The sequence below is a fragment of the Ramlibacter sp. G4-7 genome (assembly GCF_057784995.1).
In genome coordinates this window covers 1-16,658 of sequence record NZ_JBYNTT010000017.1, presented here as the reverse complement: position 1 = coordinate 16,658, position 16,658 = coordinate 1, and the positions used below count along the sequence as shown (strand labels likewise).

The window sequence follows — 16,658 nt, the reverse complement described above, 5'->3', positions numbered from 1 at the left end:
TTGCGCCCCGGCGCCTCCTCCCCCATGCGCCGGCTGAAGGACCTGCCGCTGCTGCTCGTCGCCGGCCTGCTGCTGCTGCCGGTGCTCGCGGTGCTGGGCTCCTGGTTCTCCTGGAACGGCGCCAGTGGCCAGATCCTGGGCGAGATGGCGGCCACGGTGCTGCCCGACTACGCGCTGACCAGCCTGATCCTCTGCGTGGCGGTGGCCGTCGGCGCGGCCGTCGTCGGCACCGCCTGTGCGGCGGCCGTCACCTTGTTCGACTTCCCGGGCCGGCGGCACTTCGAATGGGCCTTGCTGCTCCCGCTGGCCATGCCGGCCTACGTGGTCGCCTATGCCTACACCGATTTCCTGCAGTTCAGCGGGCCGCTGCAGGAGTGGCTGCGCGCGAACCTGGGGCTGGAAGGCCGCGTGTTCCCGGAGGTGCGCAACCTGCCGGGCGCGGTCTTCGTGTTCGTGTTCGCGCTCTACCCTTATGTCTACCTGCTCGTGCGCACGGCGCTGGCGGAGCGCGCCGCGCAGCTGATGGAAGCCGCCCGCCTGCTCGGCGCTCCGCTGGCGCGCCGCGTCCGCACGGTGGCCGTGCCGCTCGCGCGTCCGGCCATCGCCGCCGGCGTCGCGCTCGCCTTGATGGAAACCCTGGCCGACTTCGGCGTGTCCAGCTACTTCGGCATCCAGACCTTCAGCACCGGCATCTACAAGGCCTGGCTGGCGATGGACAACCGCATCGCCGCCGCGCAGCTGGCCACCGTGCTGCTCGTCGTGGTGGCGGCCCTGCTCGGGATGGAGGCGCGCGCCCAGAAGCGCCTGCGCTTTTCGGCCAGCCGCGGGCGGGGGGGAGCCGAGGCCCAGCCGATCGCCTTGCAGGGCGCGCCCCGTTTCGCCGCGTGGTGCACCTGCGCAGTGCCGGTGCTGTGCGGATTCGTGCTGCCCCTGGCCTTCATGCTGCGCCCGCTGGCCGCCGAGTGGGCGGTGTTGCCCTGGGACCGTTTCCTGCACTGGTCCTGGAACAGCCTGCGTCTCGCGGGGCTGAGCGCCGGGCTCGCCGTGCTGCTTGCCTTGCTGCTTGCGTACCGGGTGCGCCGGGCGCCGGGCGGGCTCACGCGCGGCGTGGTGCAGCTGGCGGGCCTGGGCTATGCGGTGCCGGGCACCGTGCTGGTCGTGGGCCTGCTGCTGCCGGTGGGCTGGCTGCAGCAGGCCTGGCCCGAAAGCGGCGTGGGCTACTGGATGACCGCGACGGTGCTGGGCATCGTGTGGGCCTACCTTGTGCGCTTCGTGTCGGTGGCGCTGCAATCCGTGCAGAGCGGCTATGCGCGCATCCCGGCCAGCCTGGACGACTCCGCCCGCATGCTGGGTGCGCACGGCGCCGGCCTGCTCGCGCGCGTGCACTGGCCGCTGCTCAAGCGCTCCGCGGCGGCCGCTGCCTTGCTGGTGTTCGTGGACGTGATGAAGGAACTGCCGGCGACTCTGGTGCTGCGGCCCTTCGACAGCGACACCCTCGCAGTGGTGGCCTACCAGCTGGCGCGCGACGAGCGCCTGGGCGAGGCGGCCCTGCCGTCGCTGGCGCTGGTCCTGGTGGGGCTGGTGCCGGTGATGCTCCTGAGCCGGACGTTGCGGGGGGCGCCGCGCGCCTGATCAGAAATCGTCCGCGGTCGGATGCCGGTCCTGCGGCGGCTTGCGGAACACGACTTCCCCCGTCGGCACGTGCACCACGCGGATCTCGCTGCCGCGCGTGAAGCTCTTGGCAGCGATGCTGACCGCGAGCGCGCGATCCTTCACCGCAAGCTCCGTCGTTCCCGCAACGGGCCAGAAGCGGCCGGCGATCGGTTGCGTGCTTTCGATGCGGTAGTCGGCAGATGTCATCGTGTCTCCTGCGGCGTCTCGTTTTCGAACTTGTGCCCCATGCTAGGAGGCCTTCATGACAATGCGAAGACGGTGGATTGCAAGGGCGAGGGGCAAGTGGTAACCCTTCGCAATGGTGCGTCGCAACAGCACACGCAAGGCTCGCGCCAGCCTGCCGGGAAGAAGGCGCAAGGCCTGTCAGGGAGATGCGTAAGGAGCGCAGCGTGTCGCACGACACGCTGCAAAAGCGCAGGCTTCAGCCGAGCGTGGACGGCCGCGTGAGCAGGCTGGTGGTTGCGAAACGCGAGCGGCCCGGCTTGGTGCTCTTGGCGAAGCGCAGTTCGCGGCTCACGGGTTGCCCGCTGCGCTTGGCGGCCATCAGCACGTCCACTTCGGAGCGCAGGTCCACCACGCGCCGGTGATCGTCGTGCAACTGCGCGATCGCTTCCTCGAGCGCTTCGTCCTTCAGGCGGCGGCCGGCGGCGCTGCGCGTGCGGTTGCAGCACTCGCTGCACCGCCGTCCCAGGGCCAGCGCCTCGCTGGTGCGCGGCAGCTCGTGCAGGTCGACCTCGATGGAACGCGCGACTTCCACGATCTCGGCGGCCAGGCGCTCCACGTGCAGGTGGCGCGCGCTGCGGCGCTGCAGCGCGCGCCCCAGGGCGAAGGCGCCCACCGCGGCCAGCGCCGCGGTCACCAGCCACCAGGTTCGCGAGAACAGATCGTGCACTCCAGGCTCCCAATCGTTGTTTGACCGGATTGTCTCCACGTCCCGGACCGATCGTGCGTGGGGTGCACAGTCGCACTGCGCAATACCTCACGGTTACGGGATGTAACTGCATGCCCCCCGTTGGCTGCGCGTCACGTCCGTGCAACGATCGCTTCCATGCAAGGCAAGAAAAAGAATCCGGTCGCTGCATTCCTCGCCCGGTGGTTCCGGCGCGAGGATGGGAGTCCCGGCAGCGAACACCAGACGGATTACCAGGCGCTCGGACACGCCTCGGGTGGCCTCGAGGCCGAATACCAGCGCCTGGTGGAGCACCACCTCCGGCGCTGGGGCGTGGGCGAGCACTGCGCGCACGTCGAGATCCAGCAGCTGGAGCAGCGCAAGGGACGGCGCGAGGTCTTCGTCGCGACGATCGTGCTCTCCGGCTGGGACCGCAACGCGGTGCTGCGGGTGCTGATCGGACTGCCGATGCTGGACAAGAAGGTGCGCCAGGCCGTGACCGCGCTGTGGCTGGCGGACGTGAGCGAATTCCAGGGCGTGCTGCTGAAGGTGATGCCGGCGCTGCAGGAAGCTCCGGCGACCACGGAGTTGCGCCACCTGCTGGTGAGCCTGACGGGTTCACGCGAGCCGGCGGGCCGCCGGCCGGGAAACGCGGTGCCGCTGGTGCACTGAGCCGCGCGATCGCGTGGCGCCCCCGGCGGGCGCCAACGCATATAAAGACTTCTGAAAAGGCCTGACGCCACGCGCACTTACCTCGGGGCGGCTCCGCGCTTGTCCCGTACAACCTTCTCAGTTGTCCCGCAGTTGGTGCCGTGCCGGGTCAGTTTCCACGCCGCTGTTGAAGGGGGAGGGGTCTGTTCACCGCCGCACCAGCGCTGGAATCCCGTTCCCCTCACGAAAAAAAAAGAGGAGTAGGAGCACCGCTGACTCACTCCTGCATGTGCAGGCTTTGGATGCCTCCGCCAATCGGAGGAGGGCCGAAAGCCGCACCTTAGCTACTTTGGCCTAAGGCCAGCTGAACCAATCCACGTACAGTGAAACTTCGTCCTACCGTGGAGCGCATATGCCGATGTTTGGTGGTTTCTCAAAAGCCATTGCGGTCTTCGCTGTGGTGCTCGCCGGAAGTGCCTCTGCCGCTCCCGTGAATATGGACTTTACCGGTACCTTCTTGGGTCCTGCTCCTGTCACAACTTTCTTAAGCGACGCTCCAGGCGGCAATTATTCATTCAACGAGCTGGCGTTACCCGGCGCACAGGCCCTTGATCTGGTCCTGAACGTCCGCGCGGGAAGCGGCATATTCAATCTGTACGAGGACCTCAACCCTACCGCGTTCGCCTGGGACTTTGGCGCTTTGGTTGGTTCAGCTCCGGCGGGCCCGACACCTCATGAGTACATTTTTGCCTTGTTGCCCGGTCAGAACTATCTCTTGACCTATGGAGCGCTGGCGGATTCCGCCCTCTCTGCCAGCGTTCAGATCCGTCCTTCCGTGGTCCCGCTCCCGGCGGCGATTTGGTTATTCGGCTCCGCAGTGCTTGGAATGCTGGGCTTTTCGCGGGGTCGCAAGCGCGCGGTTTGAACGGTTGGCAGGCCGGGCCCACGATGGGGCCGATCCGCTGCGGACCCGCGAATCAGGATGCAGACGGCCCGGTCTCCTTCACGCACTTCTTCACGTTGCTGTTCTTCGCCGCGCCTGCGAGCTCCTTCTCAGTAGCCGCGACTTCGCACCTCGCCTTCGCGTCGGTCTCGCACTTCTTCACGAACGACTTCTGAGCGGCGCCGGCCAGTTTCTTCTCCTTGGCTGCGGTCATGCACGCGGAATCGGCAGCATGGGCGAATGAGGAAGCAAAGGCGATCAAGATCAGAGCGCGAGCTTGTTCATGTTGGTCTCCACAGCGCTACCGTGCGCGGCCAAATTCTTGCACAGCATGTGCCTGAGCGGGGGCGTCGCCGAACGTGAGCCCAAGCCCTGGGAAAGTGGGCCTACGATGCGCGCATGATCCTGCCCGACCCGATGCTGCTGTCCGAAGGTACGGCCTCACCGCTCGGCAAACCGGGCTGGATCTCCTCATCCGGCACGACGCCCTCTCCATCCAGAATGTGCGGGCCTCCACCCAAGGCCTTGAGCGCCTTCACGACCTCGGGGAAGACGCGGGTGTAGTCGGCTCCGCCGCGCGTGCGGATGTGCACCTGGCCGGCTGCAATGCCGGCAATCAGTCGCCAGCCGTCATACTTCACCTCATAGCGCTCGCTGCCTCACCCAGCACTTGCATATCGTTGAACGACGAGATCACGCGCCGCAACCCAGACCTGACGAGGAAGTGGTCGTCGGCGATTGCTACTGTGATTGTGTTACTACGCATGCTTAGGGCTGATTCTAAGGTCGAGGTGCCTCCACCTCCCGTTGGGTCGGTGGCCTCCTCCACCCTGCGTGCAATTTTTCTCATGACGAGGGGACGCGGCGCTGCGGACCATAGCGCGGGCGCAGACCACCACTCGTGCCTAACGGTCCGGGGCAAAATCACTCCGTCCGGCTTTACCTCCGTTGCCGGGCTGTCGCATGTTTTGGGCTGCTTCACGCGGCCCGCTCTTTTTGTCTGTTTTGGTGCCGCAGTCTTGACCTTGGGTCAGCCTTGAATTTGAAGGGGCGCGAACCATACTTCCGCTCGCAAGGGAAAAGGGGGTTTGCCATGCATACGACGATCGCATCTAAAGCCGGTATCCTCGTCCTGGCTTCGCTTTTTGGCGGCAGCACTTTCGCGCAAAAGCTGGAGCGGACAGAGGCACTTCCTCCGGGGCTATCCTGGGTCAATCAGGTGCAGAACAGTGGCAGCTTCGGGAGCGGAAGCACCGAGGTGGAAAGCCGCATGATTGAGACTATGTGGGAAGGTCAGAGCCTTCGTGGTGTGCAGTCTTCTGAGGGGACACTGGTTCTGCAGCCCGATACCGGTCGATGGGTTGGGCTAAAGGGCAGTGACGGGAAGGTTGCTGTTAGCTGGGACCCGCCCCTGCGATGGGAACTGCCTTTGGAGGTCGGCAAGAGCTTTGTGACCAGCCACCAGTTGAAGATGCATGCGCAGAACCGATCCGTTCCGCTCGAACTGCGCCAGACGGTTGAAGCGTTCGAGGACGTCACGGTTCCAGCGGGCACGTTCAAGGCTTTCCGAATTCGTAGCACAGACAACATGGGAAACCAGAACGTGGACTGGTTCAGTCCGGACCTGCGCGTATTCGTGAAGCGCAGCTTGGAGCGCACCGACCAGCACCCGGCTGGACCAGGACGTCGCGACACGATGCTGAAGTCGCACACCATCCCTGTGCAGAAGTAACTCGCGGAACTGCAGATGCGTGGGGCGCCAAACCTGAAACCGGCAGAACCGAAGAGAGGATCTGCCGCGTTACAGTACGGCTCTGGCTTCGGCCGGCCCTGTCCATTTCCCTGACAGGGGCTGCTTGGGCGAGCGTCTTAGCGGCTTCTAAGCCCGCTACGTGCGGGCTCTTTCTTTCGCTGAAACGCTCCCTGAATGTCAGGCCGCCAGCGCCTCGGGCTTGCGACGCTTGCCCCAGCCGAACATCCCAAGAATTGCGGAACCAAACAGCCAGGCTGCAGCCGGGAGCGGCACTGCGGAGACGTTTGCGACATTCGCTTTGATGCTGTCGATCGCAAGCGCTTGGAATACACCACTCAGAGGAGGCGAAGCTTGGAAAATCGTAGCTGTCATCAACAGCTCATCGAAACCGCCGTCCAGAAAGGAAACGAGAGTCGGCGACCCGACGCTTTGCTTAAAAAAGCCCGAGAGGACGTTCGTCCCGTTGTTGCGCAGAAGGTAGTTGAAGTACACGTCCGGGCCACTTGTCTGCCCTGCGGAGGTCCACCCATTGCCTGTCCGCAAGGACAACGCATCGAAATCCTCGCCTCCGGATGCCGTTATGCGGGTATAGCCGTTGTTACCTGCGTACGAATACCAAGAGCTCGCGCCTTCATGCTGGGCACCGGCCGTATAGCGGAGCCAGGCAGGCCCGCCGAACTCTTGAACAGTGATGCCACCCTCGGAATATGGGCTTGCCAGAAATGTGGCTCCAGGCGCGGTCGCCTCGAAGCCGTTGAATCGCTCATAAGACGAACCAAGCGCATCACCGAGAGCGACTGAAGCAGCCGATGCATTCAGTGCGAAGACGGCAAGTGACAACGCAAGAAGCTTCTTCATTGCGACTCCGAAGGTAGTACTAAACGAGTCTCAAGGTCCAGGATGCGCTGCGCAATGGCACCTTGGAGCTAAGCCGCACGCAGGGTGGCTACGCCCGCTCCCTTTTGCAAGTGCGGACTCGCCGCTGTCCCAGCACAAGGGCTGAATACAAGCGCACGCGAAGCGTCATTGGTCCGAAGGAGCTAAGCGCTATTGCGCACCCTGGCGCTCCTACGTACCGTTCTGAGTTTAAGAGCAAAAGGGGACCTCGCGATGTGCTTTAAGTTCGTGGCTCGCGCTGCCTGCGCGGCGGCGCTGCTATTGGCTCAACTCGCTCCGGCGGGCGCCGCTCCGGTCCAGATCGTGGTGACGGGTCAGATCACCTCCGTTGAACACCCGCAGCCAGATACCTGGACTTCCGATCCGTACGCGAACGTCTCGATTGGTGATCCTGTTACGGCGAGCGTCAGTTATGACTCTGCCTCCCGGGAGGTGTCTTTCATCCAGATTCGCACGACTGGAGCCGGGACCGGAGGCGTGACCGGCAACCTGTCCCTTTTCAATGACAGTGTGAACTTCGCACTTCCGCTGACCAGTCGAATCGCCCCTGAAACCGGCTTCTCCGTGAACCTCAAGCTCAAGCCGTTCTCATTGGATGATTTTCCAGACGTCCCTCTAACCATCTCCGATCTTCTGTACGGGACGATGACGGGCATCTACTCGCGCATTCCAGGGCAATCGATTACCTACACCGCCTCTGTGACCAACATCCTCGGATACTCGGTGTCGCAAGTCCCGCTCCCGGGCGCAGCTTGGCTTTTCATTACGGGCATCCTGTCGCTGCTGGGCGTGAGACGGCTCAAGGGATTCCCTCAGGGCCAAGTGTGCCCGACATGGGCCTAGCATGAACCTGCAAGGGGTCCAAAGTCACTTCTCTCGTGTGGCACGGCGTCTGTTCTTGGGTGGGTTGCTGGTAGGTTCCCTTGCTCGGATTGAGGCGCTTGGTGAAGAGGTAGGAAGTACCTTGCTTCTCGTAGTACGAAGGCTGCTCGGCATGCTTTGTCCCGCGTGTTGTCCCGTGGAACCCCGCATTGTGGGCAAAGCGCCTTGATTCCCAAGGACTTTTTTGTTCTAGCTGGCGCCCCCGGCGGGAATCGAACCCACATCTAGCGCTTAGGAGGCGCTCGTTCTATCCATTGAACTACGGCGGCGGCGTCCGCCATTGTAGGGCGCAGGCGCCGCAGGCTTCAGCCAGCGGCCAGTTCCAGCGCTCGCACAGCCACGAAGGTGCACGTGGCCGCCAGCAGCAGCAGCCACGCGCCGGGCACGGCGTCGCCGCGCGGGAAGAGCACCAAGGGTGTCACGCGGCGGGACAGCTCGCAGTCCCGCCCTTCGCGAGCGAACTCGTGGCGGCCAGCCGGCACGGCGCGTCGGTGCGGAGTGAACGGTGGTTGCATGGTTCGCGTGGAATTCTCTGGTTCAGCCAGAGTAAGCACCAGGAGCGAACTGCCTTGTAGTCCCAAGACTACAGACGGAGTGGGACAGTGGATGGGCGGACGTCAGTCGGGTCGGAAGCGTCGCGCCACCGCAGCACGGCCACGTCGCCGGCTCACTTGCTCAGGAGCCGCATGGCCTCCTCGAGGCCCTTGATCGTCAGCGGGAACATGCGCTGGTTCATCAGTTGCTGGATCACGGCGATGCTCTGGCGGTACTGCCACACGCCCAGCGGTTCCGGGTTGATCCAGGCGAACTTGGGGAAGGCGTTCGTCAGGCGCTGCAGCCACTCGGCGCCGGCTTCCTCGTTGTTGTATTCGACGCTGCCGCCCGGCTGCAGGATCTCGTAAGGGCTCATGGTGGCGTCGCCCACGAACACCAGCTTGTAGTCCTTGTTGTACTTGCGGATGATGTCCCAGGTCGGGAACTTCTCGCTGAAGCGCCGGCGGTTGTTCTTCCACATGAAGTCGTAGACGCAGTTGTGGAAGTAGTAGAACTCCAGGTGCTTGAACTCCGCCTTCGCCGCGGAGAACATCTCCTCGACGCGGTGGATGTGTTCGTCCATGGTGCCGCCCACGTCCATGAGCAACAGCACCTTCACGTTGTTGTGCCGCTCGGGCACCATCTTGATGTCGAGATAGCCCGCGTTTGCGGCCGTCGACTTGATGGTGTCGTCGAGGTCCAGTTCCTCCTCGGCTCCTTGCCGCGCGAACTTGCGCAGGCGGCGCAGCGCCACCTTGATGTTGCGCGTGCCCAGTTCCTGGCTGTCGTCGTAGTCCTTGTAGGCGCGCTGGTCCCAGACCTTCACCGCGCTCTTGTTGCGCGACTTGTCCTGGCCGATGCGGATGCCCTGCGGATTGAAGCCGTAGGCCCCGAAGGGCGAGGTGCCGCCCGTGCCTATCATCTTGCTGCCGCCCTCGTGCCGTTCCTTCTGCTCCTCGAAGCGCTTCCTGAGCGTTTCCATGAGCTCGTCCCAGCCCATCTTCTCGATCTTCGCCTTCTCTTCCGGCGAGAGCTCCAGCTCGAGGTTCTTGCGCAGCCACTCCAGCGGCACGTCCTTGGTGAAGTCGGTCAGCAGCTCCACGCCCTTGAAGTAGGCGGCGAAGGCGCGGTCGAACTTGTCGTAGTGCTTTTCGTCCTTCACCAGCGCGGTGCGGGCGAGGTAGTAGAAGTCGTCGAGGCTGTACTGGCCGTCGCTGTGCGGCCCGACGACGCCTTCCTTGAGCGCCTCCACCAGGGTGAGGTACTCCTTGACCGAGACCGGCAGCTTGGCGCTGCGCAAGGTGTAGAAGAAGTCGATCAGCATGCTCAGGCCTCGCGGGGACGTGTGAGCTGGTAGGTGAGGTGCGCCTTGACTTCCGGCCATTCGCCGGCGGCCAGGCTGTACATGACGGTGTCGCGGATGGTGCCGTCGCGGCGCAGCGCGTGGCCGCGGATGACCCCGTCCTTCTTCGCGCCCAGCCGCTCGATCGCGCGCTGCGAGGCGAAGTTGTAGTTGTCGGTGCGCCAGCCCACCGTCAGCGCGCCCAGGGTATCGAAGGCGTGCTGCATCAGCAGCAGCTTGCAGCTCGTGTTCAGCGCCGTGCGCTGGCGGCTCCTGGCGTACCAGGTGTAGCCGATCTCCAGGCGCTTCACTTCCGGCAGGATGTCGTGGTAGCTGCTGCTGCCCACCACCTGGCCGGTGTGCGCATCGAGCACGGCGAAGGCGACGCGCTTGCCCTCCTCGTACATGCGCAGGGCGTCCTGGATGTACTTGCGCGTCTCTTGCGGCGCCGGGACAGAGGTCACGCGGAGGGTCCAGAGTTCGCCGTCGGCCGCGGCGGCGCGCAGGCCTTCCTCGTGCTCCAGGCCGAGCGGCACCAGCCGCACGCCGCGGCCGGCGAGTTCGATCGGCTGGACCCAGGCCTGCCCCACGCGCGGCTCCTTCAGCGGTTGTGCCGCTGCATGAACACCAGCTTCTCGAACAGCGTCACGTCCTGTTCGTTCTTCAGCAGCGCGCCCACCAGCGGCGGCACGGCGACCTTGTCGTCCTTGCTTTGCAGGGCCTCGACCGGGATGTCCTCGGCCACCAGGAGCTTCAGCCAGTCCAGCAGCTCGGAGGTGCTGGGCTTCTTCTTCAGCCCCGGCAGGTTGCGCACGTCGTAGAAGGTCTTCATCGCCGCCGTCAGCAGATCCTTCTTCAGGCCGGGGAAATGCACGTCCACGATCTGCTTCATCGTGTCGGCGTCGGGGAACTTGATGTAGTGGAAGAAGCAGCGGCGCAGGAAGGCGTCCGGCAGTTCCTTCTCGTTGTTGGAGGTGATGAACACCAGCGGCCGGTGCCTGGCCTTGACCAGTTCGCGCGTCTCGTAGACGTAGAACTCCATGCGGTCCAGCTCGCGCAGCAGGTCGTTGGGGAATTCGATGTCCGCCTTGTCGATCTCGTCGATCAGCAGCGCCACCGGCTGGTCCGCCGTGAACGCCTGCCACAGGACGCCCTTGACGATGTAGTTGTGGATGTCCTTCACGCGCTGGTCGCCCAGTTGCGAGTCGCGCAGGCGGCTCACCGCGTCGTATTCGTACAGGCCCTGCTGCGCCTTGGTGGTGGACTTGATGTGCCACTGCAGCAGCGGCATATCCAGCGCCTGGGCCACTTCCTCGGCCAGCATCGTCTTGCCGGTGCCCGGCTCCCCCTTGACCAGCAGCGGGCGCCTGAGGGTGATGGCCGCGTTGACCGCCAGCATCAGGTCCTGCGTGGCGACGTAGTTCTGGGAGCCTTGGAACTTCATGGATCTGGATGGGGAAAGGCGGCAGGGAAGCGACCCCTATAATCGCCGGTTGATCGAAAGAAACCTGACTGACCTTCGTCAGATTGTGCTCGCAAAATGAACAAGTTGTTGAACACGGTTTTCGCCCTTGCTGTCGCTTGTGCGACGAGCCTCGCGCAGGCGCAGGCGGCCCCGGCCGCGGCACCCGCGCCGGCACCGGCGGCTCCCGCGGCGGCTGCACCGGCGGCTGCCGCCAAGCCGGCGGCCACGCCCGCCAGCCCGAAGTCGCTGGAAGCGAAGGTCGCCATGTGCGTGGGCTGCCACGGCATCGTGGGCTACAAGGCGAGCTTCCCGGAGGTCTACCGGGTGCCCAAGATCGCGGGCCAGAGCGCCAAGTACATTGCCGCGGCGCTGAACGCGTACAAGACGGGCGACCGCAAGCACCCGACGATGCGCGGCATCGCCGAGACGCTGACGGAGCAGGACGTCGCCGACATCTCCGCCTACTACGAGAAGCTCGGCGCCGAAGGCCGCCAGCCGGCGCCGGAGAAACCGAGCCGCGAGCCGGATGCGCAGATCACTGCGCTGATGCAGAAGGCCGCTTGCGTCTCCTGCCACGGCGCCAACCTGTCCAGGCCGATCGACCCCAGCTACCCGAAGATCGCCGGCCAGCACAACGACTACCTGTTCGCGGCGCTCAAGTCGTACAAGACGGACAACAACCCCGCCGTCGGCCGCAACAACGGCGTGATGGGCGCGATCGCCAAGCAGTTCTCCAACGCGGAACTCAAGGCGCTGGCCAACTACGTGAGCTCGCTCGCAGGCGACATGGAGACGGTGCCGGAGTCACGCTGGCACAAGAGCCACTGATCCCCTCAGTCCCGCGCAGGCGGGGCCAGGGCATCGAGAGAAAGCGGCCATCGGCCGCTTTTTCGTTTCTGGAACCGGCTGGCTTCCCGCCCGCGCGGGAGTGACGCGCCGGCTCAGCGCGTCGCGCGCCGCTGCACGCACTCCACGTAAGCGTCGCCATCGGGCGGGCGGCCGGCGCGCTGGCTTTCCCACAGCATCTGGCCCAGGCATTCCATCGCTTCGTGGTGCGCATCGTGCAGCGAGTTGCGCCGCGCGGCCAGCAGTTCCACGGCCTGGCGGATGCCGCGGGGCTGGTCGATCGAGCACTGCTCGCTGATCGACAGGTGCATGGACAGGTGCAGGAAGGGATTGGTGCCGTCGGCGCCGTCGTAGACGCGCGCGACCGCCGCCTCCGCATCCGCCATGTCCGCGTCGTACTCGCGATGCTCCTTGAGCCACTCGTGCGCCAGCGTCTCCAGCGCGTCGAGCATCTGCCCGTCGCGGGCCTTGGCGTGCACGCCGCAAAAGAAGCGGCGCACGTCTTCCTGGGAGGGCGCAAACATCCTTTCAGGTTAGCACGCTACCTCGGCAGCGCCTCTGGGATGCTGGAAAGTCAGTAGGCACGGCAGGGTTCCGCGCCCTCACAATGCCGGGTCCGCACCGCGACGGTGTGCGAATGCTTTCTTCTTCGGAGACAAACCATGAAGTTCCTCAGGACCTTGTTGCTCGGCCTCGCGGCGATGCTCGGCCTCGCGCTGGCCGTTCAGGCCCAGAACATCTCCATCGCCACCGGGGGTACCGGCGGTGTGTACTACCCGATGGGGGGCGGCCTTGCCGCCGTGCTCTCCAAGTACGTGCCGGGGATGCAGGCGACCGCCGAGGTCACCGGCGGCTCGGTCGACAACCTCAAGCTGCTGGCCAGCGGCAAGCCCTACGTCGGCTTCAGCATGAGCGACGCCGCGCAGGACGCCTTCAAGGGCGAGGACAAGTTCAAGGGCAACAAGGTGCAGGTGCGCACGCTGATGGTGCTGTACCCCAACCGCATGCACATCGTGTCGGTCGAAGGCAAGGGCATCGCCAAGTTCGCCGACCTCAAGGGCAAGCGCGTGTCCACCGGCTCGCCCGGCAGCGCCACCGAAGTGATGGCGTTCCGCCTGATCGAGGCCGCCGGCATGGACAAGGACAAGGACCTCAAGCGCGAGCGCCTCGGTGCCGCCGAATCCGTCAACGCCCTGAAGGACGGCAAGATCGACGCGTTCTTCTGGGTTGGAGGCCTGCCGACCGCCGCCGTGTCCGACCTGGCCAACACGCCCGGCAACCACATCAAGATGGTCGACCACGCCGAGCTCGTGCCGGCCATGAACAAGAAGTACGGCAACCTGTACGTGCAGGACGTGATCCCCAAGAGCACCTACAAGGGCATGGACGCGGACAACCACCAGGCCACCGTGCAGAACATCCTGATCGCCCACGAGAGCATGGACGAGAAGACGGCCTACAACATCGTCAAGGCCGCCTTCGACCACAAGGCCGACATCGTCGCCGTGCACAAGGAGGCCGAGAACTTCAAGCTGGAGAACCAGAAGAAGGACGCGAGCCCCATCCCCTGGCACCCGGGCGCGGTCAAGTACTTCGCCGAAAAAGGCATCAAGCTGAACTGACGCGATGACGGATCACCAGGCGGAGAGGGCGCAGCTGAGCGCCGACATCGACGCGGCGGCGCTGCAGAAGGCCGAGGAGTACATCGAGCAGGAAGAGGGTGCGGCCAACAAGCTCAAGGGCGGGCTGGCCTTCTTCATCACGCTCGCGGCCGTCGTCATGTCGGCCTTCCACCTCTACACGGCGTACGCGATCGTGCCCACGCAGACGCTGCGCCCCGTGCACGTGGCCTTCGTGCTCTTCCTCTGCTTCCTGGTGTTCCCGGTCTCGCAGCGCTTCCGCCACCGCATCATGTGGTGGGACTGGATCGCCGCGCTGCTCGCGGTGGCCGTGGTCGTCTATGCCGTGAACGGCGGCGACGACTTCACCGACCGCAACACCTCGCCGCTGCCCTGGGACATCTTCTTCGGCATCGCGCTGATCGTGCTGATCCTGGAGGCCATGCGGCGCACGGCCGGCTGGATCATGCCGGCCATCTGCATCGCCTTCCTCGCGTACGCGCTGTTCGGTCCCTACCTGCCCGCGCCCTGGACGCACAAGGGCTACGAGGTCGGCCGCCTGGTCGGCGTGATGTACATGACGCTGGAGGGCATCTTCGGCAGCGCCATCGACGTCTCGTCCTCGCTGATCATCCTGTTCACCATCTTCGGCGCCTTCCTGCAGTACTCGGGCGCCGGCAAGTTCTACCTGGACTTTTCCTTCTCCGCCATGGGCGGCAAGCCCACCGGCGCCGGGCGCACGGTGGTGCTGGCGTCCTTCCTGCTGGGCGGGCCGTCGGGCTCCGGCGTCGCGACCACCGTCACGCTGGGCTCGGTCGCCTACCCGATGCTGAAGAAAGTCGGCTACGAGAAGAACGCCGCCGGCGGCCTGCTCGCCGCGGGCGGCCTGGGCGCGATCATCTCGCCGCCGGTGCTGGGTGCGGCGGCCTTCCTGATCGCGGAGTTCCTCAAGATCTCCTACCTCGACGTGCTGCTGATGGCGGTCATCCCGACCATCCTGTTCTACTTCGCGCTCTTCCTCATGGTGGAGATCGACGCGCGCAAGTACGGCATGCACGAGACCGTGATCGAGAAGGTGGACTCGGTGTGGCGGCTGACCAGCCGCTACTGGTTCCACTTCCTGTCGCTGGTCTCCATCATCTTCTTCATGCTGTGGGGCTTCTCCCCCGTGCTGTCGGTGTTCTGGGCGACGGTGGTGTCCTTCTTCACCAGCTTCCTGCGGCGCGACACCGCGCTGATCCCCTACGAGACCTTCCGCGGCCGCGGCTTCTTCAAGAAGCTGTGGACTTCGCCTTTCGTGAAGGCCATGGAAGGCGGCTCCATCGGCGTGCTCAACGTCGCGGCAACCTGCGCGGGCGCCGGCCTGATCGTCGGCGTGGTCACGCTCACCGGGCTGGGGCTGAAGTTCAGCTCCATCGTCATCGACTACGCCAACGGCAACCTGGTGCTCACCGCGATCTTCACGGCCCTGGTGGTGTGGGTGATCGGCCTGGCGGTGCCGGTGACCGCTTCGTACATCATCTGCGCCGTGATCGCGGCGCCGGCGCTGATCAAGCTGGGCGTGCCAGAGTTCGCCGCGCACATGTTCATCTTCTACTACGCCGTGCTGTCGGAGGTCTCGCCACCCACCGCGCTGTCGCCGTTCGCCGCGGCGGCGATCACCGGCGGCGATCCGTACAAGACGACCTTGCAGTGCTGGAAGTACACGGTGCCGGCCTTCCTGCTGCCCTTCATGTTCGTGCTGGACCCGAGCGGCCAGGGGCTGCTGCTCATGGGCTCGACCAAGGCGCTGGCGAACGCGAACTGGTGGTCGATCGCGGAAGTGACCGTCACCGCGGCCATCGGCATCGCCGCGCTGGCGGCCGGCTTCCAGGGCTGGGCCTTGCGCCGCACGACGCGCATCGAGCGCACGCTGCTGATCATCGCGGGCTTCGCGCTGGCCTATCCCACCTGGACCGCCGACATCGTCGGCATCGCGCTGGTGGTGGGCGTGCTCGCGGTACAGTACCTGCGCCCGGCCGCCGGTGGCCTGGCACGCAAGGAAGTACAGCAGTGAAGCAACTCGACGCGTCCGCCAAGGGCGTCTACCTCATCACCGTCACCCCGTTCACGGACAGCGGCGCGCTGGACCTCGCCAGCACCGACCGCATGGTGGACTTCTGCCTGGAGCAGGGCGTCACCGGCCTCACGGTGCTGGGCATCATGGGCGAAGCGACCAAGCTCACCATGGAGGAGTCGCGCAGCTACGTGAAGCAGGTGCTCGCGCGCGTGAACGGCAAGGTCCCCGTGGTGGTCGGGGCTTCGGCGGCCGGCTTCGCGCCCATGAAGGAGCTCACCGATTCGGTGATGGACCTGGGCGCCTCGGGCGTGATGGTGGCCCCGCCTTCCACGCTGCGCACCGACGACCAGATCGTTTCCTATTTCCAGATGGTCGACCAGACCCTGGGCGCGAACGTGCCCTGGGTGCTGCAGGACCACCCCGTGTCCACGGGCGTGCAGATGACCGCCCCGGTCATCCTGCGCATCCTGAAGAACTCGCCCACCTGCGTGATGCTCAAGCACGAGGACTGGCCGGGCCTGGCCAAGCTCACCGCCTACCGGGCGGCCAGCGACAAGGGCGAGGTCAAGCGCTTCTCCATCCTCTGCGGCAACGGCGGCGGCCTGTTCCTGCCGGAGGAACTCACGCGCGGGGCGGACGGCGCCATGACCGGCTTCGCCTATCCCGAGATGATGGTGGACGTGGTGGCCGCGCACGCGCGCGGCGAGCGTGAGCGCGCGCACGACCTCTTCGACGCGTATCTGCCGCTGGCCAAGTACGAGCAGCAGGCGGGTGCGGGCCTGGCGGTGCGCAAGTTCCTGTTCCAGGAGCGCGGCGTCATCGCCTCGGACTTCGTGCGCAAGCCGGGGCCCAAGCTGTCGGCGCAGGACGTGGACGACATCCGCTTCCTGGTCAGGCGCCAGGAAAAGCGGCTGCGCGAGTTGGGGTGAGCGCTGGCCGGTGGGGTTTCTCGCCGCTCCACCGCCACCCTGCGAGGCGCACCCTGTAGATACTGTCTCGCAAGTCAAGCGTGAAGTGCGGGATTGAACGGCTTTCCGGACTTCAGTACACCGTAGGCAATCGCCAGGATCTTGCGCATCAGGGCACCGAGGACGAGTTTCTTTG

The 16,658-nt window shown here is 65.3% G+C and carries 19 protein-coding genes and 1 tRNA gene; 9 read left to right on the top strand and 11 right to left on the bottom strand.

Annotated elements, in window-relative coordinates:
* Nucleotides 1-24: 24 nt before the first annotated feature.
* The gene (locus tag AC3EGR_RS20475; RefSeq protein WP_488548371.1) at nucleotides 25-1,632 is read left to right on the top strand and encodes an ABC transporter permease; all 1,608 of its coding nucleotides are present in this window, start codon (nucleotides 25-27) and stop codon (nucleotides 1,630-1,632) included.
* Here the strand turns inward: AC3EGR_RS20475 and AC3EGR_RS20470 are convergent, their stop codons facing one another.
* Together AC3EGR_RS20470 and AC3EGR_RS20465 are read right to left on the bottom strand one after the other, a co-directional pair.
* Entirely contained in the window at nucleotides 1,633-1,860 is a 228-nt protein-coding gene (locus AC3EGR_RS20470) for a hypothetical protein (RefSeq protein ID WP_488548370.1), read from the bottom strand.
* A 235-nt stretch (nucleotides 1,861-2,095) separates the two neighbouring features.
* Complete coding sequence (locus tag AC3EGR_RS20465; RefSeq protein ID WP_488548369.1) at nucleotides 2,096-2,566, bottom strand: hypothetical protein; 471 nt, start codon at nucleotides 2,564-2,566, stop codon at nucleotides 2,096-2,098.
* Between the two features lie 156 nt (nucleotides 2,567-2,722).
* Here AC3EGR_RS20465 and AC3EGR_RS20460 point away from each other — a divergent pair, with 156 nt between their 5' ends.
* Both AC3EGR_RS20460 and AC3EGR_RS20455 read left to right on the top strand, forming a co-directional pair.
* Nucleotides 2,723-3,235, top strand: coding sequence for a hypothetical protein (locus AC3EGR_RS20460; protein ID WP_488548368.1), 513 nt, complete (start codon nucleotides 2,723-2,725; stop codon nucleotides 3,233-3,235).
* Between the two features lie 391 nt (nucleotides 3,236-3,626).
* Entirely contained in the window at nucleotides 3,627-4,139 is a 513-nt protein-coding gene (locus AC3EGR_RS20455; RefSeq protein ID WP_488548367.1) for a hypothetical protein, read from the top strand.
* Between the two features lie 52 nt (nucleotides 4,140-4,191).
* Here AC3EGR_RS20455 and AC3EGR_RS20450 read toward each other — a convergent pair whose 3' ends face one another.
* Both AC3EGR_RS20450 and AC3EGR_RS20445 read right to left on the bottom strand, forming a co-directional pair.
* A complete protein-coding gene (locus AC3EGR_RS20450; protein ID WP_488548366.1) occupies nucleotides 4,192-4,371 on the bottom strand; it encodes a hypothetical protein in 180 nt (59 codons plus the stop codon).
* 172 nt (nucleotides 4,372-4,543) lie between these two features.
* On the bottom strand, nucleotides 4,544-4,798 hold the full coding sequence (locus tag AC3EGR_RS20445; protein WP_488548365.1) for an ATP-dependent DNA ligase: 255 nt from the start codon (nucleotides 4,796-4,798) through the stop codon (nucleotides 4,544-4,546).
* A gap of 452 nt (nucleotides 4,799-5,250) precedes the next feature.
* Between AC3EGR_RS20445 and AC3EGR_RS20440 the strand changes: the two genes are divergently transcribed.
* Nucleotides 5,251-5,889 (top strand): hypothetical protein, encoded by a 639-nt coding sequence (locus AC3EGR_RS20440; protein WP_488548364.1) that lies wholly within the window; start codon nucleotides 5,251-5,253, stop codon nucleotides 5,887-5,889.
* A gap of 198 nt (nucleotides 5,890-6,087) precedes the next feature.
* On the opposite strand, the gene AC3EGR_RS20435 is transcribed toward AC3EGR_RS20440, so the two are convergent.
* The gene (locus AC3EGR_RS20435) at nucleotides 6,088-6,768 is read right to left on the bottom strand and encodes a hypothetical protein (RefSeq protein ID WP_488548363.1); all 681 of its coding nucleotides are present in this window, start codon (nucleotides 6,766-6,768) and stop codon (nucleotides 6,088-6,090) included.
* 252 nt (nucleotides 6,769-7,020) lie between these two features.
* On the opposite strand from AC3EGR_RS20435, the gene AC3EGR_RS20430 reads away from it, so the two are divergent.
* A complete protein-coding gene (locus tag AC3EGR_RS20430) occupies nucleotides 7,021-7,650 on the top strand; it encodes a VPLPA-CTERM sorting domain-containing protein (RefSeq protein WP_488548362.1) in 630 nt (209 codons plus the stop codon).
* Nucleotides 7,651-7,883: 233 nt separating this feature from the next.
* Here AC3EGR_RS20430 and AC3EGR_RS20425 read toward each other — a convergent pair.
* The 5 genes from AC3EGR_RS20425 to AC3EGR_RS20405 form a co-directional block, all read right to left on the bottom strand.
* Nucleotides 7,884-7,958 (bottom strand) — tRNA-Arg (locus tag AC3EGR_RS20425).
* Nucleotides 7,959-7,994: 36 nt separating this feature from the next.
* Complete coding sequence (locus AC3EGR_RS20420) at nucleotides 7,995-8,204, bottom strand: hypothetical protein (protein WP_488548361.1); 210 nt, start codon at nucleotides 8,202-8,204, stop codon at nucleotides 7,995-7,997.
* A gap of 152 nt (nucleotides 8,205-8,356) precedes the next feature.
* Entirely contained in the window at nucleotides 8,357-9,547 is a 1,191-nt protein-coding gene (locus AC3EGR_RS20415; RefSeq protein WP_488548360.1) for a vWA domain-containing protein, read from the bottom strand.
* A 2-nt stretch (nucleotides 9,548-9,549) separates the two neighbouring features.
* Nucleotides 9,550-10,155, bottom strand: a complete 606-nt coding sequence (locus tag AC3EGR_RS20410) for a GNAT family N-acetyltransferase (protein WP_488548359.1) — start codon at nucleotides 10,153-10,155, stop codon at nucleotides 9,550-9,552.
* Nucleotides 10,156-10,166: 11 nt separating this feature from the next.
* A complete protein-coding gene (locus AC3EGR_RS20405; RefSeq protein ID WP_488548358.1) occupies nucleotides 10,167-11,009 on the bottom strand; it encodes an AAA family ATPase in 843 nt (280 codons plus the stop codon).
* A gap of 96 nt (nucleotides 11,010-11,105) precedes the next feature.
* Here AC3EGR_RS20405 and AC3EGR_RS20400 point away from each other — a divergent pair, with 96 nt between their 5' ends.
* The gene (locus tag AC3EGR_RS20400; RefSeq protein WP_488548357.1) at nucleotides 11,106-11,858 is read left to right on the top strand and encodes a c-type cytochrome; all 753 of its coding nucleotides are present in this window, start codon (nucleotides 11,106-11,108) and stop codon (nucleotides 11,856-11,858) included.
* A 113-nt stretch (nucleotides 11,859-11,971) separates the two neighbouring features.
* On the opposite strand, the gene AC3EGR_RS20395 is transcribed toward AC3EGR_RS20400, so the two are convergent.
* On the bottom strand, nucleotides 11,972-12,400 hold the full coding sequence (locus AC3EGR_RS20395) for a DUF1841 family protein (protein ID WP_488548356.1): 429 nt from the start codon (nucleotides 12,398-12,400) through the stop codon (nucleotides 11,972-11,974).
* Nucleotides 12,401-12,538: 138 nt separating this feature from the next.
* Between AC3EGR_RS20395 and AC3EGR_RS20390 the strand changes: the two genes are divergently transcribed.
* From AC3EGR_RS20390 to AC3EGR_RS20380, 3 genes are read left to right on the top strand one after another with little or no spacing between them, the layout of a single operon-like run.
* Complete coding sequence (locus tag AC3EGR_RS20390) at nucleotides 12,539-13,498, top strand: TAXI family TRAP transporter solute-binding subunit (RefSeq protein ID WP_488548355.1); 960 nt, start codon at nucleotides 12,539-12,541, stop codon at nucleotides 13,496-13,498.
* A gap of 4 nt (nucleotides 13,499-13,502) precedes the next feature.
* A complete protein-coding gene (locus AC3EGR_RS20385; RefSeq protein WP_488548354.1) occupies nucleotides 13,503-15,551 on the top strand; it encodes a TRAP transporter permease in 2,049 nt (682 codons plus the stop codon).
* On the top strand, nucleotides 15,548-16,483 hold the full coding sequence (locus tag AC3EGR_RS20380) for a dihydrodipicolinate synthase family protein (RefSeq protein WP_488548353.1): 936 nt from the start codon (nucleotides 15,548-15,550) through the stop codon (nucleotides 16,481-16,483). Before AC3EGR_RS20385 ends, AC3EGR_RS20380 begins: the two co-directional genes overlap by 4 nt.
* Nucleotides 16,484-16,658: the final 175 nt, after the last annotated feature.